At 73.8% G+C, this 22,627-nt stretch carries 22 protein-coding genes; 12 read left to right on the top strand and 10 right to left on the bottom strand.

The annotated features are described in order from the left end of the window. Window positions 1-50: 50 nt before the first annotated feature. Together ABZ261_RS05800 and ABZ261_RS05795 are read left to right on the top strand one after the other, a co-directional pair. Window positions 51-1,046 (top strand): small ribosomal subunit Rsm22 family protein, encoded by a 996-nt coding sequence (locus ABZ261_RS05800; RefSeq protein ID WP_356855684.1) that lies wholly within the window; start codon window positions 51-53, stop codon window positions 1,044-1,046. Window positions 1,047-1,311: 265 nt separating this feature from the next. Then, window positions 1,312-2,052 (top strand): bifunctional DNA primase/polymerase, encoded by a 741-nt coding sequence (locus tag ABZ261_RS05795; RefSeq protein ID WP_356855682.1) that lies wholly within the window; start codon window positions 1,312-1,314, stop codon window positions 2,050-2,052. 64 nt (window positions 2,053-2,116) lie between these two features. On the opposite strand, the gene ABZ261_RS05790 is transcribed toward ABZ261_RS05795, so the two are convergent. The 4 genes from ABZ261_RS05790 to efeO are packed head-to-tail and all read right to left on the bottom strand — an operon-like array spanning window position 2,117 to window position 6,350. Next, complete coding sequence (locus ABZ261_RS05790; protein ID WP_356855680.1) at window positions 2,117-3,109, bottom strand: hypothetical protein; 993 nt, start codon at window positions 3,107-3,109, stop codon at window positions 2,117-2,119. Beyond that, window positions 3,069-3,941, bottom strand: coding sequence for an iron uptake transporter permease EfeU (gene efeU, locus ABZ261_RS05785; protein WP_356855678.1), 873 nt, complete (start codon window positions 3,939-3,941; stop codon window positions 3,069-3,071). Before efeU ends, ABZ261_RS05790 begins: the two co-directional genes overlap by 41 nt. Window positions 3,942-3,944: 3 nt before the next feature. Next, window positions 3,945-5,195 carry an iron uptake transporter deferrochelatase/peroxidase subunit gene (gene efeB / locus ABZ261_RS05780; protein ID WP_356855676.1) on the bottom strand — a complete coding sequence of 417 codons (1,251 nt, stop codon included), beginning with the start codon at window positions 5,193-5,195 and terminating at the stop codon, window positions 3,945-3,947. A gap of 18 nt (window positions 5,196-5,213) precedes the next feature. Continuing rightward, a complete protein-coding gene (gene efeO, locus ABZ261_RS05775; RefSeq protein WP_356855674.1) occupies window positions 5,214-6,350 on the bottom strand; it encodes an iron uptake system protein EfeO in 1,137 nt (378 codons plus the stop codon). 202 nt (window positions 6,351-6,552) lie between these two features. On the opposite strand from efeO, the gene ABZ261_RS05770 reads away from it, so the two are divergent. Then, entirely contained in the window at window positions 6,553-7,197 is a 645-nt protein-coding gene (locus ABZ261_RS05770) for a PhzF family phenazine biosynthesis protein (RefSeq protein ID WP_356855672.1), read from the top strand. A gap of 30 nt (window positions 7,198-7,227) precedes the next feature. Here the strand turns inward: ABZ261_RS05770 and map are convergent, their stop codons facing one another. Then, window positions 7,228-8,085 (bottom strand): type I methionyl aminopeptidase, encoded by an 858-nt coding sequence (map, locus tag ABZ261_RS05765; RefSeq protein WP_356855670.1) that lies wholly within the window; start codon window positions 8,083-8,085, stop codon window positions 7,228-7,230. 58 nt (window positions 8,086-8,143) lie between these two features. Between map and ABZ261_RS05760 the strand changes: the two genes are divergently transcribed. Beyond that, window positions 8,144-8,377, top strand: coding sequence for a hypothetical protein (locus ABZ261_RS05760; protein WP_356855668.1), 234 nt, complete (start codon window positions 8,144-8,146; stop codon window positions 8,375-8,377). A 95-nt stretch (window positions 8,378-8,472) separates the two neighbouring features. On the opposite strand, the gene ABZ261_RS05755 is transcribed toward ABZ261_RS05760, so the two are convergent. After that, window positions 8,473-9,069 (bottom strand): hypothetical protein, encoded by a 597-nt coding sequence (locus tag ABZ261_RS05755; RefSeq protein ID WP_356855666.1) that lies wholly within the window; start codon window positions 9,067-9,069, stop codon window positions 8,473-8,475. Between the two features lie 103 nt (window positions 9,070-9,172). On the opposite strand from ABZ261_RS05755, the gene ABZ261_RS05750 reads away from it, so the two are divergent. The 3 genes from ABZ261_RS05750 to ABZ261_RS05740 all read left to right on the top strand — a co-directional run bounded on the left by ABZ261_RS05750 (window position 9,173) and on the right by ABZ261_RS05740 (window position 11,258). Continuing rightward, entirely contained in the window at window positions 9,173-10,246 is a 1,074-nt protein-coding gene (locus ABZ261_RS05750) for a sialidase family protein (protein WP_356855664.1), read from the top strand. A 56-nt stretch (window positions 10,247-10,302) separates the two neighbouring features. After that, window positions 10,303-11,007, top strand: a complete 705-nt coding sequence (gene npdG, locus ABZ261_RS05745; RefSeq protein ID WP_356855662.1) for an NADPH-dependent F420 reductase — start codon at window positions 10,303-10,305, stop codon at window positions 11,005-11,007. A gap of 62 nt (window positions 11,008-11,069) precedes the next feature. Then, a complete protein-coding gene (locus tag ABZ261_RS05740; RefSeq protein WP_356855660.1) occupies window positions 11,070-11,258 on the top strand; it encodes a hypothetical protein in 189 nt (62 codons plus the stop codon). Here the strand turns inward: ABZ261_RS05740 and ABZ261_RS05735 are convergent. Then, window positions 11,248-12,048, bottom strand: a complete 801-nt coding sequence (locus ABZ261_RS05735) for a site-2 protease family protein (RefSeq protein ID WP_356855658.1) — start codon at window positions 12,046-12,048, stop codon at window positions 11,248-11,250. The genes ABZ261_RS05740 and ABZ261_RS05735 overlap by 11 nt on opposite strands. A gap of 108 nt (window positions 12,049-12,156) precedes the next feature. On the opposite strand from ABZ261_RS05735, the gene ABZ261_RS05730 reads away from it, so the two are divergent. Continuing rightward, window positions 12,157-12,615, top strand: coding sequence for a DUF6578 domain-containing protein (locus tag ABZ261_RS05730; protein ID WP_356855656.1), 459 nt, complete (start codon window positions 12,157-12,159; stop codon window positions 12,613-12,615). 22 nt (window positions 12,616-12,637) lie between these two features. Then, a complete protein-coding gene (locus tag ABZ261_RS05725) occupies window positions 12,638-15,949 on the top strand; it encodes a BTAD domain-containing putative transcriptional regulator (RefSeq protein WP_356855654.1) in 3,312 nt (1,103 codons plus the stop codon). On the opposite strand, the gene ABZ261_RS05720 is transcribed toward ABZ261_RS05725, so the two are convergent. From ABZ261_RS05720 to panB, 3 genes are all read right to left on the bottom strand, one after another. Further along, window positions 15,906-16,727 carry an ABC transporter permease gene (locus ABZ261_RS05720; RefSeq protein ID WP_356855652.1) on the bottom strand — a complete coding sequence of 274 codons (822 nt, stop codon included), beginning with the start codon at window positions 16,725-16,727 and terminating at the stop codon, window positions 15,906-15,908. The genes ABZ261_RS05725 and ABZ261_RS05720 overlap by 44 nt on opposite strands. Beyond that, window positions 16,724-17,749, bottom strand: coding sequence for an ATP-binding cassette domain-containing protein (locus ABZ261_RS05715; protein ID WP_356855650.1), 1,026 nt, complete (start codon window positions 17,747-17,749; stop codon window positions 16,724-16,726). The genes ABZ261_RS05720 and ABZ261_RS05715 overlap by 4 nt, the downstream gene beginning before the upstream one ends. A 228-nt stretch (window positions 17,750-17,977) precedes the next feature. After that, complete coding sequence (gene panB, locus ABZ261_RS05710) at window positions 17,978-18,844, bottom strand: 3-methyl-2-oxobutanoate hydroxymethyltransferase (RefSeq protein WP_356855648.1); 867 nt, start codon at window positions 18,842-18,844, stop codon at window positions 17,978-17,980. 199 nt (window positions 18,845-19,043) lie between these two features. Between panB and ABZ261_RS05705 the strand changes: the two genes are divergently transcribed. The 3 genes from ABZ261_RS05705 (at window position 19,044) to ABZ261_RS05695 (ending at window position 22,568) form a co-directional block, all read left to right on the top strand. Continuing rightward, window positions 19,044-20,627: an MFS transporter gene (locus tag ABZ261_RS05705; protein WP_356855647.1), complete on the top strand. Its 1,584-nt coding sequence runs from the start codon at window positions 19,044-19,046 to the stop codon at window positions 20,625-20,627. Between the two features lie 74 nt (window positions 20,628-20,701). Next, on the top strand, window positions 20,702-21,331 hold the full coding sequence (locus tag ABZ261_RS05700) for a TetR/AcrR family transcriptional regulator (protein WP_356855645.1): 630 nt from the start codon (window positions 20,702-20,704) through the stop codon (window positions 21,329-21,331). Between the two features lie 187 nt (window positions 21,332-21,518). Beyond that, window positions 21,519-22,568: an endonuclease/exonuclease/phosphatase family protein gene (locus tag ABZ261_RS05695; RefSeq protein WP_356855643.1), complete on the top strand. Its 1,050-nt coding sequence runs from the start codon at window positions 21,519-21,521 to the stop codon at window positions 22,566-22,568. Window positions 22,569-22,627 lie beyond the last annotated feature (59 nt).

Raw genomic sequence — 22,627 nt, 5'->3', positions numbered from 1 at the left:
GGCGTCCGGGCGGGCGCGTGGGGTGGGCCGGGGGAATCTAGAATCGGCGGGTGAACGACCCCGTATCCCCGGCCGAAGCCCTCCGCAGGAGCCTCGCCGAGCTGCTCGCCGGGCTGCCGCCCACCCAGGTCGCCGCAGCCGTGGACCGGCTGATCGGCCACTACCGCGGCGACACCCCCACCGACGCCCCGATCCTCCGCGACCGCGCCGACGTCGCCGCGTACGCCGCCTACCGGATGCCGGCCACCTTCGAGGCGGTCCGCTCGGCGCTGGCCGCCTTCGCCGACGCCGTGCCCGGCTGGACGCCCGCCGGCCACGTGGACGTGGGCGGCGGCACCGGCGCCGCGACCTGGGCGGTGACCGCCACCTGGGAGGGGACCCGGCCGGTGACCGTGCTGGACTGGGCCGAGCCCGCGCTGGCCCTCGGCCGGGAGCTGGCCGCCGCGAACCCCGCCCTGCGAGACGCCCGCTGGCAGCGCGCCCGGATCGGCGCGGACCTCGCCCTGGACGGCGTCGACCTGGTCACGGTGTCGTACGTCCTCAACGAGCTGTCCGAGAACGGCCGCGCCGCTCTCGTCGACGCCGCCGCGAGCGCCGCGCAGGCCGTCGTGATCGTGGAGGCCGGCACCCCGGCCGGTTACGGCCGGGTCGTCGAGGCCCGCGACCGGCTGGTCCGGGCCGGCTTCCGGATCGCCGCGCCCTGCCCGCACAGCGCCGCCTGCCCGATCGCGCCCGGCGCCGACTGGTGCCACTTCTCCGCCCGGGTCGGCCGCTCCTCCCTGCACCGCCAGGTCAAGGGCGGTTCGCTGGCCTACGAGGACGAGAAGTTCGCCTACGTCGCCGCGACCCGGCTGCCCGCCGGGCCGGCCCCGGCCCGCGTGGTCCGGCGCCCGCAGATCCGCAAGGGCCAGGTGCTGCTCGACCTGTGCGGGAGCGACGAGCGGCTGCGCCGTACGACGGTCACCAAACGCCACGGCGACCTGTACAAGGCGGCCCGGGACGCCGACTGGGGCGACGCCTGGCCGCCGCCCGGGTCCGGGTCGTAGCCCGCCGCCCGCGGCTGTTCGTCCCCCCGCTCGCGCACCGCCGGCTGCGACGGACCGGGCCGATCCCGTGCGAGTCGAGTACACCGACACGCCGGTCGCGTACGCACTGCACGGGCTCGCGGCCCGCCGGGGCGCCGCCGGGCTGTGAGGCTCGTTACGTCCGGTACCGGCCGAACCGTCCCGCGGCCCCCCGAAGCGCAGGAAGATGGGACGATAGGGCATGCTGTCCGCACACCAGCGAGGCGACCACCGACCGAGGGGACAGATGAGCGAGACGTTCGGCGGCCGGAGCGGCCTGCAGGGCAAACTCTCCCGGTGGCTCCTCGGACGCCGCCCGAAGGAGGCCGCGGCGGACGCCGACGGCCGTGAGGCCCTGCTGCTCGCCGCCGCCGGTGCGGGACTGCCGCTGGCCCCCGCCGCGCACCCCGCCCCCGGCTACCGCTGTTCCTGCGACCGGGTCGGCTGCCCCACCCCGGCCCGGCACCCGGTGTCGTTCGCCTGGCAGACGCAGTCCACCACCGACCGCGCCCAGATCGAGCGCTGGGCCCGGCACCAGCCGCAGGCCAACTTCATCACCGCCACCGGCATGGTCCACGACGTCCTGGACGTGCCCCTGGAGGCCGGCCGGGAGGCGCTGGAGCGGCTGCTCGCCTCCGGCGTCGAGGTCGGGCCGGTCGCCGAGAGCGACGACGGCCGCATGCTGTTCTTCACCCTCACCCGCGGCACCCCCGAGGACGAGGACGAGTGGTGGCCGTGCGAGCTGGACTGCCACCCGGAGACGATGGACGAGCACCCCGGCCTGCGCTGGCACTGCCGCGGCTCCTACGTCCTGGTGCCGCCCGCCCGGCTGCCCGGTGACGAGGACCGGCGGGTGCGCTGGGTGCGCGGCCCGGAGCACGCGCTGCCGGATCCGCTGAGCCTGCTGGAGGCGCTCACCGACGCCTGCGCCCGGCACCCGGGCGCGGACGCCGGACACCAGGACGCGGCCTGGCCCCTGCGCCACTGACGACCGGCCCCCCGGTCACCCCGCCTGCGCCCCCCGCCTGCGCCTCCGGCCTGTTCCCCGCGGTCTACTCGCCCTGCGCGGAGGTCAGTCCCTGGATCCGCCCGAGCATCCGCACCGGGCCGGTGCCCGCCGGGTCCAGCACGGCCTCGTTGGCGATCGACTGCAGGGTCAGGGACTGCTTCACCTCGCCCTTGATGAGGGCCTGCACGTCCCTGTTGGCGACGGGCACGGTGGCGCCCGCGGCGGCGGTCTGCTTCTCGAAGTGGCGCGTGGCGAAGAACACCAGCGCCCCGCCGTCCGCCGTGCGCAGCGCGAGCGGCGCGTAGTCGCCGTGGGTGAGCGGTTCGTCGACGTACTGCCGGACCAGGCCCGGCTTCTCGGCCAGCTTCCTGCGGTCCGCGCGCAGCCGGCTGGTGTCGCGGCCGTCCGCGAAGGTCTTCCCGCCGTCCTTCAGGTAGGCCGCGTACGAGGTGCTCAACTCGTCCGGGCGGACGGCGAGCCGGGTGGTGTCCGCGGGCACGGCCTCGGCCCAGCCGTCCTTGTCCTTGCGGAACTCGGGCACGGTCCCGGGCGCCATGAGCGTCAGATACGCCACCTGCCACCGCTCGCCCATGCCGTTGCGGGTGAACACCAGCACCCAGCGGGCGTCCCCGCCTCTGCTGCCCCGGGCGTCGGCGACGAACCAGCGCGGCCAGCCGGCCTTCGCCGGGATGGTGAACTTCGCGTCCGTCAGCGTCAGCGGGGTGTGGTTCGGGTTGCCGGACGGGCTGTTGGTGTGTCCGGCCCGCAGCCGGGCGGAGTCGATGTCGGCGAGGGCGCCGGTGACGTAGGGCGCGTCCAGGGAGCTGTCGTAGGCCTTGTCGGCCCGGTTGTAGGCGTCCGTGAACGCCGTGAGCGCCGCGGCGGCCTCGGCGCGGGTGGCGGCGGGGAGCACCACGCGTTCCCCGTGCACCACCACGCAGCCGCTCACCGTCAGCGACAGAGCGGTCAGCGAGGCCGCCAGAGCTGCGTTCCGGTCACGCCTTGGAAGCCGTCGACGGCTGCGTTCCCTGGTCATCGGGCTGCTTCACCTTCCCCTTTCCGGAGGCGAACCCTACCGGGGAGAGGAACAGGGCGAGCACCGGGACCAGGTACAGCGCCCACACCGTGACCTGGACGACCGTCGGGTCCGGCTGGAAGTTGAAGACGCCCTTGAGCAGGGTGCCGTACCAGCTGTCCGGCGGGACGGCGCCGCTGATGTCGAAGGCCAGGTCGTTGATGCCGGGGATCCAGTCGGCCTCCTGCAGGTCGTGGAAGCCGTAGGCCAGCACGCCCGCCGCGACCACGACCAGCATGCCGCCGGTCCAGGTGAAGAACTTCGCCAGGTTGATCTTCAGAGCGCCGCGGTAGAACAGCCAGCCCAGCAGGACGGCCGTGGCGAGGCCGAGGGCGACGCCGAGCAGCGGGCGCGGGGTGCCGTCGGAGGCCGCGTGCACCGACGCCCACACGAACAGCGCGGTCTCCAGGCCCTCGCGGCCCACCGCGAGGAACGCGGTGGCGACGAGTGCGCCCGTGCCCAGGGAGAGGGCCGTGTCCAGCCTGCCGTGCAGCTCCGACCTCAGGTGCCGGGCGGTGCGCCGCATCCAGAACACCATCCAGGTCACCAGGGCCACGGCGACGACCGACAGGGTGCCGCCGAGCGCCTCCTGCGCCTGGAAGGTCAGCTCCTGCGAGCCGAACTCCAGGGCGCAGCCGAAGCCCATGGCGATGGCGACGGCGATGCCGATGCCCGTCCAGATCGGCTTCAGGGCGTCCCTGCGGCCGGTCTTGACCAGGTAGGCGATGAGGATGCAGACGACGAGGGACGCCTCCAGACCCTCCCGCAGGCCGATCAGGTAGTTGGAGAACACGGGCTACGCCTCCTTCGAGAACAGCGTGCGGCCCCACCAGTCGCCGGAGTCCCGGACGCCCGGCGGGATCGCGAAGACCGCCGAACCCACGTGCTGGATGTACTCGTTGAGCGCGTCGTGGGCCGCGAGGTTGCGCTGCAGCGGGATGAAGCCCTTGCGCACGTCCCGCTGGTAGGCGAGGAAGAACAGGCCCGCGTCGAGGCGGCCGAGGCCGTCGGTGCCGTCGGTGAAGGAGTAGCCGCGGCGCAGGATGGTGATGCCGTTGTTGGAGTCCGGGTGGGCGAGCCGCACGTGCGCGTCCGGTTTCATCGCCTTCAGGAACGGCTCGTCGTGCTCCCCGGCCTTGCCGACGGGGGCGCCCTCGCGCTTGTCCCGGCCGAACACGTCCTCCTGCTCCTGCAGCGAGGTGCGGTCCCAGGTCTCGATGTTCATGCGGATGCGCCGGGCGACCAGGTACGACCCTCCGGTCATCCAGTCCGGTCCGTCGCCGTCGCCGACCCACACGAACTTCTTCAGCCGTTCGGTCTCGGTGCCCGCGATGTTGCGGGTGCCGTCCTTGAACCCGAAGAGGTTGCGCGGGGTCTGCGCGTCGGGGGTGGTGGAGGAGGTCTTGCCGAAGCCGAGCTGGGACCAGCGCACGGCCACCTTGCCGAAGCCGATGCGGGCGAGGTTGCGGACGGCGTGCACGGCGACCTGCGGGTCGTCGGCGCACGCCTGGATGCACAGGTCGCCACCGGTGCGGGCCCGGTCCAGGTTGTCGCCGGGGAACTTCGGCAGGTCGACGAGGGCGTCGGGCCGCCGGTCCCGCAGTCCGAACCGGTCGAACAGCGACGGCCCGAAGCCGATGGTCAGGGTCAGCCGGGACGGCTTGAGCCCGAGAGCCTCGCCGGTGTCGTCCGGCGGGGCCTCGGCGAGCCCGCCGTACGCGCCCTCGCCGACCGGCTTCCCGGCGGTCATCCGCCGGGCCGCCTCCGTCCAGTCCTTCAGCATCCGGACGAACGCGTCGCGGTCGTCGGTCTTGACGTCGAACGCGGCGAAGTGCAGCCGGTCCTGCACGGGGGTGGCGATGCCGGCCTGGTGGACGCCGTGGAACTCCACCGCGCCGCCCGTCTCGGCGGCCACCGGGTCCACGTCGTCGCCCGCCCGGGTCATGGCCACGGCGCCGCCGGCCGCGGCCGCGCCGAGCGCGAGCCCGGCCCCGCCCCAGCCGATCAGCGCGCGCCGCGACGGATTGGTCCCCTGGGTCTCGCTCATCGCCCTCGCCCCCCTCGCTTACTTCACGACCGCGGCGGCCAGCTTGGACAGCGGCTCGGCGAGCGCGTTCACCGCGTCCGACAGCTCCTTGCGCTGGTCCCCGGTGACCTTGTCGTAGGAGACGAAGTCGTAGGACGTCTTGTCCTTGCGGTACTTGTCCAGCAGGGTGTTCAGCGCCGCGAACTGCTTGTCGAGTTCCTCGGCCAGCGCCGGGTCGTTCTTCGCGGCGACCGGCTTCAGCAGCTCGTACGCCTTCTGCGCGCCCTCGACGTTGCCCTTGAAGTCGACCAGGTCGGTGTGCGCGTAGCGGTCCTCCTCGCCGGTGACCTTGCCGGTGGCGACCTCGTCCAGCAGTTCCTTGGCGCCGTTGGCCATGGAGGTCGGGGTGATCTCGGCCTTGCCGACCCGGCCCTGCCAGTCCTTCAGGTCCCGCACCAGCCGGCCGGCGAGGGCCTTCTCCTCGGCGCCGATCTTCTTGTCCTTCCAGAGGGCCTTCTCCAGCCGGTGCCAGCCGGTCCACTTCTGGCCGTCCTCCAGGCCGTCCTCGCGGACGTCGACCTTCGGGTCGATGTCGCCGAAGGACTCGGCGACCGGCTCGGTGCGCTCCCAGCCGAGGCGGGAGAGGGCGTAGGCCTTCTTCGCGGCGTCCAGGTCGCCGTCCTGGACGGCCTTCGCGAAGGTCTCGACCCGCGGCAGCGTCTCGTCCGCCTGGTCCTGGGCGTACCGGCGGTACTCGGCGACGGCCCCGTCCAGCTTCGGGTCGCGCTTCGCGGTGCCGCCGCCGCCGGTGACGGTGAGCTTCTGGCGGACGCCGTGGCCCTTCATGCCGGGGCGGCAGGCGATCTCGTACGATCCGGCCTTCACCTCGGCGGTGAGCGTGTACTTGGTCCCGGGGCCGATGTTCTCCTTCTCGGAGACGATCCGGTCGTCCGGGAAGAGGATCTCGACCTCGGTCGCCTTGGAGCCCTTGTTCTCTATCTTCAGGGTGACCTGGCCGGCCGGGACGGACGTGGCGGAGGTGTCGCACGTCGTGTCGGCGGCGGTGACCCGGATCGCGTCGCCGTCCTTGGCATCGCTCTTCGCGGTGCAGGCCGAGAGGGCGGTCAGAGCGGCCGCGGTGGCGGCGGCGGTGACGGTCAGTCGGACGGCTCGCATGCAGGCTCCAAGCGGATCTGGTCTGGTGAGGCTCACCTAACTTACCTGAGCCACACTTCGCCGATACCCGGGCGGATCGTGATTCACCTCTCACAGGAAGATCACCGACGTGGCTCGATCCCGATGGCTGAGAAGAGACGCCACAAAACGGTAAAGGGCCGGTCAAGGACGGCTCGGGTTCCCGCGATGCTTCAATGCCCTGGTGACTGACTACGACGTGCTCCGCGTCTTCTGCGGGCCGGACGGCGGCTACGGCAACGAGCTGGCCGTCGTCCGCGACGGCTCGCGGCTGCCGGAGCGGGACGAGCGGCAGGCCCTCGCGGCGAAGCTCGGCTTCAGCGAGACCGTGTTCGTGGACGACCCCGAGCGCGGGCTGATCGACATCTACACGCCCACCCTGCGCCTGCCCTTCGCCGGGCACCCCTGCGTCGGCACGGCCTGGCTGCTCGACGTGCCCGAGCTGGTGACCCCCGCCGGAGTCGTCGGGGTCCGCCTCGACGGCGAGTTCAGCTGGATCGAGGCCCGGGCCGAGTGGGCGCCGCCGCGCACCCTGCGCCGGTACGCCACCGCCGCCGAGGTGGACGCGCTCGACGTCCCGCCGCCGGGGGAGTGGCTGTACGCCTGGGCGTGGGAGGACGAGGCGGCCGGGCGGGTGCGGGCCCGCGCCTTCCCCGGCCGGGGCGACGGCGTCGAGGAGGACGAGGCGACCGGCGCGGCCGCCCTGCTGCTGACCGAGCGGCTCGGCCGCGCGCTGAACATCGTCCAGGGCAGGGGTTCGCAGATCCTGACCGCGCCGCAGCCCGCCGGGTGGACCGAGGTCGGGGGCCGGGTCCGCCTCGAACGCTGATCCGCGGGGCCGGCCCGGGCCGGCCCCGCGCTACGGCAGGGTCAGGATGTCCGCGCCCGTCTCCGTGACCACCAGCGTGTGCTCGAACTGCGCGCTGCGCCTGCGGTCCTTGGTCACGACCGTCCAGCCGTCGTCCCACATGTCGTACTCGTGGGTGCCCAGCGTCAGCATCGGCTCGATGGTGAAGGTCATCCCCGGCCGCATGACGGTCGTCGCGTGCGGGCTGTCGTAGTGCGGGATGATCAGGCCGGAGTGGAACGCGGAGTTGATGCCGTGGCCGGTGAAGTCACGGACGACGCCGTAGCCGAAGCGCTTGGCGTAGGACTCGATGACCCGTCCGATGACGTTGATCTGCCGGCCCGGCTTGACCGCCCTGATCGCGCGGTCGAGCGCCTCGCGGGTGCGCTCCACCAGCAGCCGCGACTCCTCGTCCACGTCCCCGACCAGGTAGGTGGCGTTGTTGTCGCCGTGCACCCCGCCGATGTACGCCGTCACGTCCAGGTTGACGATGTCGCCGTCCCTGAGCACCGTCGAGTCCGGGATGCCGTGGCAGATGACCTCGTTGACGGAGGTGCACAGCGACTTCGGGAAGCCGCGGTAGCCGAGCGTGGACGGGTAGGCACCGTGGTCGCACAGGTACTCGTGGGCGACCTTGTCGAGCTGGTCGGTGGTCACCCCGGGCGCGATGATCTTCGCGGCCTCTGCCATCGCCCGCGCGGCGATGCGGCCGGCGGTCCGCATCGCCTCGATGGTCTCGGGGGTCTGCACCTCCGGCCCGGTGTACGGCGCCGGCGCGGGCTTGCCGACGTACTCGGGGCGGCGGATGTTGCCGGGAACCGGACGGGTGGGAGACAGCTCCCCTGGTACGAGCAGCGACTGGCCAGACATGCCAGCGAGTCTAACCAGCGGGCACGGGGGAACATGTGGGTGGCGAGAGGAGCTGTCCATGGCCTTGTTCAAGAAGCGCACCGCCGGCAAGCCGGGTGAGTGGTACTACTGCCTCGAGCACCGCACGGTCGAGGAGGGGCCGGACTGCCCCGGCAAGGACCGCTTCGGGCCGTACGCCTCCCCCGAGGAGGCCCGGCACGCGATGGAGACCGCCCGCGAGCGCAACCTGGAGTGGGAGAACGACCCGCGCTGGCACGACGCCCCCGCGGGCGGCCGGACCGACGAGAGCTGACCGCCCGGCCCCGCCCGTCCCGCCCGCCCGCCCGCCCGTCCGGGCGGGCGGGCAGGCGGGGCCGGGCCCGGCGTCACCAGGGGGCGGGCCCGGCGTCACCAGGGGGCGGGCGGCGGCGCCGTCAGCGCATCCGTCAGCCTCGCCAGCCGGTCCCGGAAGCCGCGCCGCCCCCGCGCGGGCACCCCCGCGTTCTCCCCGGCGGCGGCGCTGACCAGGTGCTGCACGCAGTCCAGGTCCAGTTCCGCCCCCTCGGGCACGGCCAGCGCGTCGTGCGCCAGCGCGGCCAGCTCGCCGCCCGCGCCCAGCGCCAGCACCGTCACCCCGGCCCGCCGGGCGTCGCACACCCGCTCCAGCAGCGGCGCGGGCTCGTCCGGGGCCACCACCAGCAGCGTCTCCCCGCGCCGCGCCGCCGCGATCCGGCCCATTCCGACGGCCAGGTGCGCGGGGTCGGTGGGGCGCGCGTGATGGCGTACCAGCGTCGGGGCCAGCTCGGGCGTGCCCGACCACGCGGCCTCGTCCACCAGATGCGCGGCCAGGTGCCAGGGCTCGTACTCCGGCGTCCCCACCAGCAGCAGCCCGCCCCCGTGCGCCACCACCGACCCGCGCAGCACCCCCGCGAACCTGCGGGTGGCCCCCACCCACTCGGTCCCGGCGAGCACTTCCCGCAGCAACGCGACCCGTACGGCGTCCATGCGCCCGCATCCTGCCGCAACCGGCCACCCGTCACGCGCGGTTCACCCGGAATTCGCCCGTCCTGGGGAGGGTGACGGCCCGCCCCGGCCGTGAGGAGCCGCCATGACCGACACCACCGTCCCCTTCCGCGCGGGCCAGGAGGGGTACGCCGCCTTCCGCATCCCGGCGGTCGTCGCCACGCACCGCGGCACGCTGCTCGCCTTCTGCGAGGGCCGCGCCGACTCCGCCGCCGACCACGGGCACATCGACGTCGTGCTCAAGCGCTCGGCCGACGGAGGCCGCACCTGGGGGCCGCTGCAGGTCGCCGCGAGCAACGGCGGCGGCCTCGCCGGCAACCCCGCCCCGGTGGTCCTGGACACCGGCCGGGTCCTGCTCGTGCACATCCGCGCCGCCGCCTCCGCCACCGAGGCCGCCATCGTGCGCGGCCAGGTCACGGACGCCGACGGGCGCAGGGTGTGGGTGCGGCACAGCGACGACGACGGCGTCACCTGGTCCGCGCCCGAGGAGATCACCGCGCAGGTGAAGAGGCCCGGCTGGCGCTGGTACGCGACCACGCCCGGGCACGCCCTCCAGCTGAGCGCCGGCCGCGTCCTCGTCCCCGCCAACCACACCCTGCCGCCCACCGGCGCCGACACCGGCGCGGAGGCGAAGTACAACAGCGGGCACTGCCTGCTCAGCGACGACCGCGGCGCGACCTGGTACCTCGGTTACCTGGACGAGAACACCGACGGCTACGTCAACGTCAACGAGACCACCGCCGCCGAACTGCCCGACGGCCGCGTCTACCTCAACACCCGCAACGACTCGCCCTCGCCCGGCAACCGCGCCGACGCCCACTCCGCGGACGGCGGGCGGACCCTGGTGAAGCCCTTCCGGCCCCAGGCCGGCCTGACCGCCCCCGTCTGCGAGGGCTCCGTCCTCCAGCTCCGCGACCCCGACCTGCTCCTCTTCTCCGGCCCCGGCGACCCCGCCGCCCGCGCCCTGATGACGGTCCGCGCCTCCGCCGACGGCGGCACCACCTGGCGCACCGCCTTCACCGTCGACGGGCTGCCCGCCGCCTACTCGGACCTGGTCCGCGTCGACCGCCGCACGGTCGGACTGCTGTACGAGACGGGTGACTTCGGGGCCTACGAGACGATCTCCTTCCGCCGGGTGCCGGTGCACCGGCTGACCTGAGCCGGTGCGCGGGCGCCGGGCGGCGGGCCCGGCGGCGGCGGACGTAGAGTCGGGCCATGACCTCTACCGACAGCGCACAGAAGGCCCCCGCCAAGGACCCCTGGGACCTGCCCGACGTCTCCGGGTACGTCGTCGGCGTGCTCGGCGGCACCGGCCCGCAGGGCAAGGGCCTCGCCTACCGGTTCGCCCGGGCCGGCCAGAAGGTGATCATCGGCTCCCGGTCCGCCGAGCGCGCCCGGGCCGCCGCCGGGGAGCTCGGCCACGGCGTCGAGGGCGCCGACAACGCCGAGGCCGCGCGCCGCAGCGACATCGTGATCGTCGCCGTGCCGTGGGAGGGCCACGGCGACACCCTGGCCTCCCTGCGCGAGGAACTGGCCGGCAAGCTCGTCGTGGACTGCGTCAACCCGCTCGGCTTCGACAAGAAGGGCGCCTACGCCCTCAAGCCGCAGGAGGGCAGCGCCGCCGAGCAGGCCGCCGCGCTGCTGCCGGACTCCCGGGTCACCGCCGCCTTCCACCACCTGTCGGCCGTCCTGCTCCAGGACCCGGAGATCGAGCGGATCGACACCGATGTGATGGTGCTCGGCGAGGAGCGCGCCGACGTGGAGACCGTGCAGGCCCTGGCCGGGCGCATCCCCGGCATGCGCGGCGTCTTCGCGGGGCGGCTGCGCAACGCCCACCAGGTGGAGTCGCTGGTCGCCAACCTGATCTCCGTCAACCGCCGGTACAAGGCGCACGCCGGGCTCCGCGTCACCGACGTGTGAGCCGCCCGGGGCGATGGGGGACACTGGTGGCGTAGCAGTGTCCCCCGACAGGAGCCGGCCCCATGCCCCGCATCGCCCTCTACACCCTGACCGTCTGCCTCCTCGCCGTGGCCGCCGCGGTCGTGTCGTTCGTGCAGGGCAGCTGGCTGGGGATCGTCTGGGTGCTGCTGGCGGGCGTGACCTCCAACATGACCTGGTACTACGTCAAGCGCGCCCGGAGCGCCGGCCGGCGCCCGTCCGCTACGAGCTGAGCGAGCAGATCTCCGGGCTCTCCTGCCAGAAGCGGTAGAGCGCGTGGCCGCAGGCCTGCGAGAAGCCGTCCACGCCCAGGCCGTCCAGAACCGTGTCGATCAGGTCGAAGAACGCGCCGTTGACCGACGGCAGCCACAGCACCGCGAACACGAGGAGCAGGCCGAACGGCGCGAACGGCTCCACCTGCCGCTTGACCCGGTACGACAGCCACGGCTCGATCACCCCGTAGCCGTCCAGGCCCGGCACCGGCAGGAAGTTCAGGATCGCCGCCGTCAGCTGCAGCAGCGCCAGGAACGCCAGCGCGTACCGGAAGTCCGCGGGCACGCCGTCCAGCGCGTGCAGCCAGAAGGGGGCCGTGCACACCGCGGCGAACAGCACGTTCGTCAGCGGGCCCGCCGCCGAGATCAGGCTGTGCCGCCAGCGGCCCCGGATGCGGCCCCGCTCGATGAACACCGCGCCGCCCGGCAGACCGATCCCGCCCATGATCACGAACAGCACCGGCAGCACGATGCTCAGCAGGGCGTGCGTGTACTTCAGCGGGTTCAGCGTGAGGTAGCCCTTGGCGCCGACCGTGATGTCCCCGCTGTGCAGGGCGGTCCGCGCGTGCGCGTACTCGTGCAGGCACAGGGAGACGATCCACGCCGCCGTCACGAACAGGAACACCGCGACGCCGGGCCGGGCGGCGAACCCGCTCCAGGTGGCCCAGCCGGTCACCGCCGTCACGGCCAGGATGCCCACGAACACGGGACTGAGCCGTCGGTCGCCGTGGCGGGTGGTGGCGGTGGTCATGGGCGGACTCCTGTACGGGCTTCGGGGGTCGGAACTGCGACCGTACCGGCCGCGGGCTCGCGGGGAAAACGTCTCGCGGCGGCCGTCCGGTTCCGGGAGGGTGGGGGAGTGACACGGATCAGGGTGTTCTACGAGAGCCGGCAGATGGAGTGCTGCGGCACGCCGTTCGCGGTGGGCGGGGAGGTGGCCTGGAAGCTGGTCCGCTACGACGCCGGGGCCCTCCGGGCGGGCGAGGGGTACGGCGCCGAGGCGTGGGTGGAGAACCACGGCGGCCCCGAGCGGGCCACCTCCGGCCGGGTGCGCGCCGTCGACCTGGTGCGCCGGGAGTACCTGGCCCACCGCGAGCCGCTCGCCGCGGCGCCCTCCGCCCCCGGAGGCTCCCCCGTGGTGCTGCGCGGGACGGGGCGCGCGTCGAGGCCGGCGCCCGGCGCCCCGGTCCTGGAGCCCCTCGACCGCTGCCCGCGGTGGTTCGACGGGTTCGAGGAGGAGGAACAGCCGCCGCGGCGGGTCCCCTTCCGGGTGCGCCGTGCCGTCGGCGTCCTCGTCGACCTGGAGGCCGCCAACTGAGCCGCCCGGGCTTGCGGAGAGAATGGACCCCGTGCGCTACCGGCTGCTCGGCACCACCCAGGCCATCCGTCCCGACGGCACGACCGTCCCGGTCGGCGGGGCGCGGCTGCGCGCCCTGCTGGGCGTGCTCGCGCTCCGGGCGGGCCGCACCGTGCCGGTGGGCGTGCTGGTGGAGGAGGTGTGGGGCGGAGACCCGCCCGCGGACGCCACCGGTGCGCTGCAGGCGCTCGTCGGCCGGCTGCGGCGGGCCCTGGGCGCCGACGCCGTCGCCTCCGCCGACGGCGGCTACCGGCTGGCCGCCGCCCCCGACGACATCGACCTCGTCCGCTTCGACCGGCTGACCGGCGACGGGTTGCGCGCGCTCGCCGACGGCGACCCGGCCAAGGCCGCCGCCGTCCTCGACGAGGCCCTCGCCCTGTGGCGCGGGCCCGCCCTCGCCGACCTGCCCGGCCACACCGCCGAGGCGGCCCGCTGGAAGGCCCGCCGCCTCGACGCCCTGCGCGGCCGGCACACCGCCGCCCTCGCCCTCGGCCGGGCCGGGCAGTCGCTGCCCGAGCTGACCGCCCTGTGCGACGAACACCCGCTGGACGAGCCGCTCCAGGCGCTGCGCCTGCGCGCCCTGCGCGACACCGGGCGCCCCGCGCAGGCCCTCGCCGCCTACGAGGACGTACGGCGGCTGCTCGCGGACCGGCTCGGTTCCGACCCCGGTCCCGAACTGCGCGCCCTGCACGCCGCGTTGCTGAGCGAGGAGCCGTCGCAGGCGCAGCCGCCCGGCCGCCCGGGCAACCTGCCCGCGCGGCTCACCTCCTTCGTCGGACGGGAGGCCGACCTCGCGGCCCTGCGCGCCGACCTCGCCGGGGCCCGGCTGGTCACCCTGCTCGGGCCCGGCGGCTCCGGGAAGACCCGGCTGTCCCAGGAGGCCGCCGAGGCCGTGCGGCACACCGTCCGGGACGGGGTCTGGCTCGCCGAACTGGCCCCGGTGGACGACCCGGAGGCCGTACCGCAGGCGGTGCTCACCGCGATCGGCGCCCGCGAGACCGTGCTGCACGGCGCCGGCGTGGAGAGCATGCGCGCGGTCACGGACCGGCACGGCGACCCGCTGGAACGGCTGGTGGAGCACTGCGCGCGGCGCCGGATGCTGCTCGTCCTCGACAACTGCGAGCACGTCGTCGACGCCGCGGCCCGCCTCGCCGAGCGGCTGCTGGCCCGCTGCCCGGAGCTGACCGTCCTCGCCACCAGCCGCGAACCCCTCGGCGTGCCGGGGGAGGTGCTGCGGCCGGTGGAGCCGCTGCCGGAACCGGTGGCGCTGCGGCTGCTCGCCGAGCGCGGCGCGGCGGCCCGCCCCGGCTTCCGCGTCGAGGACGACCCCGAGGCGTGCGCCGAGATCTGCCGCCGCCTGGACGGACTGCCCCTCGCGATCGAGCTGGCCGCGGCCCGCCTGCGCATGCTGACCCCCCGTCAGATAGCGGACCGGCTGGACGACCGCTTCCGGCTGCTCACCTCCGGCAGCCGTACCGTGCTGCCCCGCCAGCAGACCCTGCGCGCCGTCGTGGACTGGTCCTGGGACCTGCTCGACGCCGACGAACGCGATGTCCTCGCCCGGCTGTCGGTCTTCTCAGGCGGCTGCGACCTGGCCGCCGCCGAGGCCGTGTGCGGCCCCGTCGCCCTGGACGCGCTGGGCTCCCTGGTCGACAAGTCCCTCGTCGTGGCCGCGCCCGGACCCGACGGCGGGATGCGCTACCGGCTGCTGGAGACGGTCGCCGAGTACGCCGCCGAACGGCTCGCCGAGACCGGCGGCCGCGCCGAGACCGAACGCGCCCACCTGACGTACTACCGGGAACTCGCCCGGACCACCGACCCGCTGCTGCGGGGCCCCGAGCAGGGCGCCGCCATCGCCCGGTTCCAGCTGGAGTACGAGAACCTGCGCACCGCCCTGCGGCACGCCGTCGCCCTCGGCGACGAACAGGAGGGGCTGTGCCTGGTGCTGTCCCTCTTCTGGTTCTGGCAGATGCGCGACCAGCGGATCGAGACCCGCACCTGGTGCCGGGAGGTCATGGCGCTCGGCCCCGACCCGTTCGCCGAACCGATCCGCCCCGCCCGCCCGGTGTGGCAGCGCTGCACCGACGCCCCGCCCCCGTACACCGGCGAGGTCCTCGCCGAGGCCCGGCGCGGTGTCCACCTGGCCCACATGGCCTGCATGGACACCGAGATCGACGCGTGGCGGACGCCCGAGGCGCAGGCGAAGCTGCGCGCGGTCACCCGGGTCTACGAACCCGGCCTGCCGCAGACCTGCCGGCCGCCGGGCATCCTGTGGTTCTTCGCCGAGCTGCTGACCGGCGGCGTGGACCGGCTGCGGGACATCGTGGACGCCTGTGTGCGCACCTGCCGGGACACCCCGGGCTACGCCTGGGAACTGGCCGGCGCGCTGCAGCTGCGCGCCAACCTGCTGGCCAACCGCACCGCCTGGGTGGGCGACGCCACCCGGGACGCCGACGAGTCCCTGGAGATCTACCGCCGTCTCGGCGACGCCTGGGGCGCCACCGAGGCCCTGTCCGCGCGCGGCGAGGCGCACGAACGCAAGGGCGACCACCGCGAGGCCGCGGCCGCGTACCAGGCGGCCGTCGACGAGGCCGAGCGGCTCGGCGCCCGCGCCCAGGTCGCCGTGCTCCGCGCCCGGCTCGGCGGTGTGCTCCTGGACTCGGGCGAGGCCGAACGCGGGGAGCGGCTGCTCCGGGAGGTCATCGCCGGGCGGGACGGCCCCCTCCACGAGGCGATCCCCATGGCCCGGCTCTTCCTCGCCGGCCGGCTCGGTCTGACCGGGCGCCTCGGGGAGGCGCGCGAGCAGCTGCGGCTGCTGCGCGAGGAGCTGCCGGTCGCGCGCTTCGTCGTGTTCGACGCCTTGATCTGCTGCCAGGAGGCCTGGGTCGACGCCCTGGACGAGCGCCCCGGCGAGGCCCTGCCGCGGATCCGCGAGGCGCTGCGGCTCGCCGCCGACCCGCTGTCCCGGGCCGTCACCCCGCACCTGCACTCCATCTGCCTCACCGTCGCCGCCATGGCCCTCGCCCGCGCCGGCGGCGGCGCCCGCGGCGCCGACGCGGCCCGCTCCCTGGGCGCCGCCCGGGCGTTGCTGCCGCCCGGCCATGTCGTCGCCGGGATCGAGAAGGAGGTGTGGGCCATGACCGAGGCCCGGGTCCGCGAGGCGGCCGGCGCCGGTTACGAGGCCGCGTACGCCGAAGGCGGCGGCCTCTCCCTCGCGGAGGCCGCCGCCCTGGTCGCGGACACGGCGCGGGTCAGCTCTTCGTGCGGAACTTGTGGATCGCCACCGGGGCCATGACCGCGGTGAGCGCCACCGACCAGATCAGCGTCACCCACAGGCTGTGCGCGACCGGGCCGCCCTCCATCAGGCCGCGTGCGGTGTCGGCCAGCGCCGAGAGCGGGTTGTAGTCGGTGAACGACTGCAGCCAGCCCGGCATCGACGCGGTCGGCGCGAAGATCGACGAGCCGAACTGCAGCGGCATCAGCACCAGGAAGCCCATCGCCTGCACCGACTGGGCGTTCTTCATCACCACGCCGAGGGTGAGGAACACCCACATCAGCGCCGAGCCGAACAGCACGGACAGCCCGACGGAGGCCAGCAGACCGCTCCAGTGCCTGATGTCGTAGCCCACGAGGAGCGCGACCACCATCAGCACCACGGTCGCGAACAGCATCCGCATCAGCTCCACCGCTATCTTCGCGAAGAGCACCGAGCCGCGCCCGATGGGCAGCGAGCGGAAGCGGTCCATGACACCGGAGTTGAAGTCCTGGTTGAAGCCGGTGCCCACGCCCTGGGCCATGTTCATGCCCATCATGGCCATCAGTCCGGGCACGACGTACTGGACGTACTGGTCCTGGCCGCCGCCCAGCGACTTGCCGATGGAGCCGCCGAAGACGTACACGAACAGCAGGGTGAAGATCACCGGGAACAGGATCGCGTCGAACATCGACTCCGGGTCCTGCCGGATCCACAGCAGGTTGCGACGGATCAGCGCGCCGGTGTGCCGCAGATGGGCGCGCGGCGTGATCGGCGCGTCGGTCTTCGCCGCGGCCGGGGAGAGGGTGGCGGAGCTCATACGGCGACCTCCTGGCGGTCGTCGGCGGGCGCGGCGTCCTGCGGGGCACTGGCGCGGTGGCCGGTGAGGGACAGGAAGACCTCGTCCAGGCTGGGCAGTTCGGTGGTGATGGAGGAGATGGTGATGCCGCGCGCGGTGACCGCGCCGACCACCGCGGTGAGCTGTTCGTCGCTGAGCACGGGCACCAGCAGCGTCCCCGTCGCGGTGTCCACGGTGGTGGTCGCCAGCCCGGTGACGCCCAGGTCGTCCAGCATGCCGGCGAGGGGCCGCAGCTCCAGCGGGTCCAGCGGGCGGACGCGCAGCGTGCGCCCGCCCACCCGGGCCTTCAGCTCCTCGATGCCGCCGTTCGCGATGACCTTGCCGCGGTCCACCACGGTCAGCTCGTCGGCGAGCTGCTCGGCCTCCTCCATGTACTGGGTGGTGAGCAGCACGGTGACGCCGTCGCCGACCATCGCCTGGACCTCGTCCCACACCTCGTTGCGGGTCCGCGGGTCCAGGCCGGTCGTGGGCTCGTCCAGGTACAGCACGGCCGGGCGGCCGATCATGGAGGCGGCCAGGTCCAGCCGGCGCCGCATGCCGCCGGAGTAGGTGCCGGCCGGGCGGCGGGCCGCCTCCGTCAGCGAGAACCGCTCCAGCAGTTCGTCGGCGCGGGCGCGGGCGTCCTTGCGCGGCAGGTCCAGCAGCCGGCCGATGAGGTAGAGGTTCTCCCAGCCCGGCAGTTTCTCGTCCACCGAGGCGTACTGGCCGGTGAGCCCGATGACCCGGCGGAGCTGCCGGGGCTGGCGTACGACGTCGTAGCCGGCCACGGTGGCCCGCCCGGCGTCCGGGGTGATCAGGGTGGACAGGATGCGCACGAGGGTGGTCTTGCCGGCGCCGTTCGGCCCGAGCACACCCATCACGGTGCCCTCGCGCACGTCCAGGTCGACGCCGTCCAGCGCCCTGGTCTCCCCGTAGTGCTTGACCAGCCCCCGTACCGTCACGGCGTGGCCCACGCCGGCGGGGTTGTCGTCGATGCGTGTCATGGGGAAGACGGTGCCAGGGCCCACCGACAGACGGCCGACAGCCGGCCGACACCCACCGACATGTCGCCGACGGCCGCCGCGGCCGCCGGCCGGGAACCGCGACGGCGGGCGCCGCCTCCGCGAGGGCGGCGCCGGTCCGGGCGCGGGAAGGGGACGGTTCGGGCGCGGGAAGGGGACAGCCCGCCGACGGGGGACGATCGGCGGGCTGTCCGGTGGTGCCGCAGTGGCTCAGTGGACGGAGTGCTCCTCCAGCGGGAACGTTCCGCCTACGACGTCCTGCGCGAACGCCTTCGCCGCGTCGCCCATGACCTCGCGCAGGTTCGCGTACTTCCTGACGAACTTCGGCACCCGCCCCGGCGTCAGGCCCAGCATGTCGGTCCACACCAGGACCTGCGCGTCCGTCTCGGGACCGGCGCCGATGCCCACGGTCGGGATGTGCAGCACCCGCGTCACCTCGGCCGCCAGCTCCGCCGGGACCAGCTCCAGCACGACCGCGAACGCGCCCGCGTCCTGCACGGCCTTCGCGTCCCGCAGCAGCTGCGCCGCCGCCTCCTCGCCGCGCCCCTGCACGCGGTAGCCCATCGCGTTGACGGACTGCGGGGTCAGGCCGATGTGGGCCATGACCGGGATGCCGGACTCCACCAGCAGCCGGATCTGCTCGTGCGAGCGCTCGCCGCCCTCCAGCTTCACCGCGCCGACCCCGGCCTCCTTCACCAGCCGGGTCGCCGAGCGCAGCGCCTGCACCGGGCCCTCCTGGTAGGAGCCGAAGGGCAGGTCGCCGACGATCAGGGAGCGGGTCGTGCCGCGGACGACGGCCGCCGAGAGCATGGTCATCTCGTCGAGGGTGACGGGCACGGTCGTGTCGTACCCGAGGTGGCAGTTGCCCGCCGAGTCGCCGACCAGGATCACCGGGATCCCGGCCTCGTCGAAGACGGACGCGGTCATCGCGTCGTAGGCGGTGAGCATGGGCCACTTCTCGCCCCGCTCCTTGGCGAGGGCGATGTCGCGGACGGTGATGCGGCGGGTGCCCTTCCCCCCGTACAGCGTCCTGGTGCCATCGGACGGCTTGTTCTGGGCAGCCGGAAGCTGCGTCATGGCAACGGCTCCTTCAGTCATCTCGAGGCGCCCTGACGGCGTCCCCGGATCCGTTCCATGGTGGCACCTCGTGCCAGTGTCGGCCAGGGGTACCCCCCTGTGATCCCGGCCCCGGGCCGAAACCGAACCTGGGCAAGGCCTTGGCAAAAAAATAAGATACGAGACGGTTCCGTATCGGAATGGTCGTACGCTCGGACGCATGACAAGTCCCGTCCCTGCCCCCCGGATACCGGAAGCGGTGCACCGGCGCCGCTGGGCGATCCTGGGCGTGTTGATGCTGAGCCTGCTCATCGTGGTGCTCGACAACTCGATCCTGAACGTCGCCATCAAGACCATCGCCACCCCGGCGCCGACCGGCCTCGGCGCCACCCAGAGCGAGATCGAGTGGGCGATCAACGCCTACACCCTCGTCTTCGCCGGCCTGCTGTTCACCGCCGGCCTCGTCGGCGACCGCCTCGGCCGCAAGAAGGTGCTGCTCGGCGGCATCGCCGTGTTCGGCATCGGCTCGGCGCTGGCCGCCGAGTCCGGCTCGCCGGGCCAGCTGATCGCCTACCGCGCCCTGATGGCCGTCGGCGCCGCCTTCGTGATGCCCGCCACCCTCGCCGTGCTGATGAACGTGTTCGAGCGCGAGGAGCAGCCCAAGGCCATCGGCATCTGGGCCGGCGGCGTCGGCCTCGCCATCGCCATCGGCCCGATCACCGGCGGCGCCCTCCTCGACCACTTCTGGTGGGGATCGGTCTTCTTCGTCAACGTGCCGATCGTCGTCGTCGCGCTGGTCCTCATGGCCTGGCTGGTGCCCGACTCCCGCGACCCCCGGCCCGGCCGCCTCGACCCGGTCGGCGTGGTGCTGTCCGTCGTCGGCCTCGTCCTGCTGGTCTACGGCATCATCAAGGGCGGCGAGCTGGCCGACTTCACCGACGCCAAGGTGCTCGGGACCATCGCCGCCGGTCTCGCCGTCCTGACCGCGTTCGTCGTCTTCGAAAAGCGCAGCGACCACCCCTCGCTGGACGTCACCTACTTCCGGAACAAGGTGTTCTCGGCGGCGATGAGCGCCATCGCGCTGGTCTTCTTCGCGCTGATGGGCGTCACCTTCTTCGGCGTCTTCTACACCCAGAGCGTGCGCGGCTACTCGCCGCTGGAGTCCGGCCTGCTGCTGCTGCCGCTCGCCGCCGCGCAGCTGATCTTCGCCCCGCGCGCCCGGCTGCTCGTCGACCGGTTCGGCAACAAGGCCACCACCACCGGCGGCCTGCTGCTCATCGCGGTCACGCTGGCCGCGTTCGCCGGTTTCGAGGCGGACACGCCGATCTGGCTGCTGGAGGTCGTGTTCTTCCTGATGGGCACCGGCATGGCGCACATCATGACCCCGACCTCGGTCGTCATCATGCAGGCCCTGCCCCGCGAGAAGGCCGGCTCCGCCTCCGCGCTCAGCAACACCTTCCGCCAGGTCGGCGGCGCCCTCGGCATCGCCGTCCTCGGCTCGGTGCTCGCCACCTCGTACCGCAACGGCATCGAGGGCAAGCTCGGCATGCTGCCGCCCGCCCTGCGCGACACCGCGGGCGAGTCCATCGAGGCCACCCTCGGCGTCGCCGGGAAGCTCGGCCCGCAGGGCAGGGCGCTGGTCGGTCCGGCGAACGACGCCTTCCTGCACGCCATGCACGTCACCGCCCTGTGCGGTACGGGCGTGGCGCTGGTCGGCGCCGTGGTGGTCGCCCTGTTCCTGCCGGGCCGGCCGCCGGCCGGTGAGCGGGGCGAGAAGGAGCCGGAGCTGGTCGCGGCGGACTGAGGTCCGCGAACGGTCCCACCGGGAGGGAGGCGGCTGAGGGAGAATTCCCGCAGCCGAGGAGAGGACGGAACGACGTGAGCCTTGCCGACAGCCGGCCGCGGCCCGACGGACCCGCGCGGGGCCGGCCGCGCAGCGAAGCCGTGGAACGCGCCATCCTGGACAGCGTGATGAAGCTCCTGGAGGAGGGCGTCCCCCTCGCCGAGCTCTCCATCGAGCGCGTGGCGCGCACCGCCGGGGTCGGCAAGGCCACCATCTACCGCCGCTGGAAGGACAAGGAGGAACTGTTCGTCGACGTCGTGCGCGCCGCCGAGCCCCCCGACCCCGAACTCCCCGGCACCTCCCTGCGCGACGACCTCGTCGTGCTGCTGGAGTCCCTGCGCCGGCGGGGCCTCCTCCAGCGCTCCTCGGTGATCCTGCACAACGTCTACGCGCAGATGAAGAGCAGCCCGCGGATCTGGGCGGCCTACCACGCCGGCGTCATAGCGCCCCGCCGGGCCGCCGCGCTGGAAGTGCTGCGCCGCGCGCAGGAGAACGGCGAACTGCGCACGGACGTCGACCTGGATCTGGTCAACGACATGTTCGTCGGCCCCATGCTGGTCCGCTCCGTCATGCGCCCCGAAGCCGACCTGCCCGAGGGCCTGGCCGAGCGCATCGTCGACATGGTCCTGGAGGGCCTACGGCCCGTCAGGTCCGCAGTCCCGTAGCACTCGTGTGCGTGTTTCGTCACAGACCCCGCCCGCCGCGGGGGTGACCGGAACTCACGGCACCGGCCGGTTCGTCCCTGTCTTCCGTACGGCCGTCATGTGACGGCGGGAACGGAGCCGATCATCCCCTAGGGTCGGAAGCGAACGGGGGCGAACGGTGTGCACGGCAGGCAGTGAGGCAGACGGTATGGCGCAGCAGGCGTACATGACGGAGACGGTGGGCGGCGGCTCGGGGCCCGACCGACCTGGATCCCGGCTTCGGCGCCTCGCGAACCGCCTCCTCGCCGGCTGGCGCGGCGATCCGCGGATCTGGCGCCGCGGCACCGTCCTCGCCGCGCTGTCGCTGCTGCTCGCCCTGGTGATGCTGGTGCACTCCCGCATCCCCAACCGGGTGGGCAACCTCGGCAGCCTCGTCGAGACCTTCCTGCCCTGGCTGGGGCCGGCGATCCCGGTGCTGCTGGTCCTCGGCCTGCTGCGCCGGTCCGCGACCGCGCTCCTCGCCGTCCTGCTGGCGGCGGCGGTGTGGCTGAACCTCTTCGGCGGGCTGCTCACCGACAAGGCCGCCGCCGGCGGGGACCTGACGGTCGCCACGCACAACGTCAACGCCGACAATCCCGACCCGGCCGCGACCGCCCGGGACGTGGCCGCCTCGGGCGCCGACGTCCTCGCCCTGGAGGAGCTGCCCGCCGCCTCCGTGCCCGTCTACGAGAAGGCGCTCGCGCCGACGTACGGGCACCACGCGGTGGTGGGCACGGTCGGGCTGTGGAGCAAGTACCCGCTGACCGGGGTCGAGGCCGTCGACATCAAGCTCGGCTGGAAGCGGGCGATGCGCGCCACCGTCGCCACGCCCCGGGGCCCGGTCGCGGTGTACGTCGCCCACCTGCCCTCGGTGCGGGTGAAACTGGCGGCCGGGTTCACCGCCCGGCAGCGCGACAAGAGCGCCGACGCGCTCGGCGAGGCCATCGCCGACGAGACCCTCCAGCGGGTCGTCCTGCTCGGGGACCTGAACGGCACGATGAACGACCGCTCGCTCAACGCCGTCACCTCGCAGCTGCGCTCCACGCAGGGCGCGGCCGGCAGCGGCTTCGGGTTCAGCTGGCCGGCGTCGTTCCCGATGGCGCGGATCGACCAGATCCTGGTCAGGGGCGTGGAGCCGGAGAGCTCCTGGACGCTGCCGCCCACCGACAGCGACCACCTGCCGGTGGCCGCCCGTGTGAAGCTGGCCACGGATTCGTAACCTGCTGGAATACCGGGCCTGATGGGGTTTGTTCCGTACGGGAACATACAGATGTTCCC

This window comes from Streptomyces sp. NPDC006193, from assembly GCF_040613915.1.
Lineage (GTDB): Bacteria > Actinomycetota > Actinomycetes > Streptomycetales > Streptomycetaceae > Streptomyces.
The sequence above is the reverse complement of the archived record's forward strand: the minus strand, read 5'-3'. Positions and strand labels throughout refer to the sequence as shown.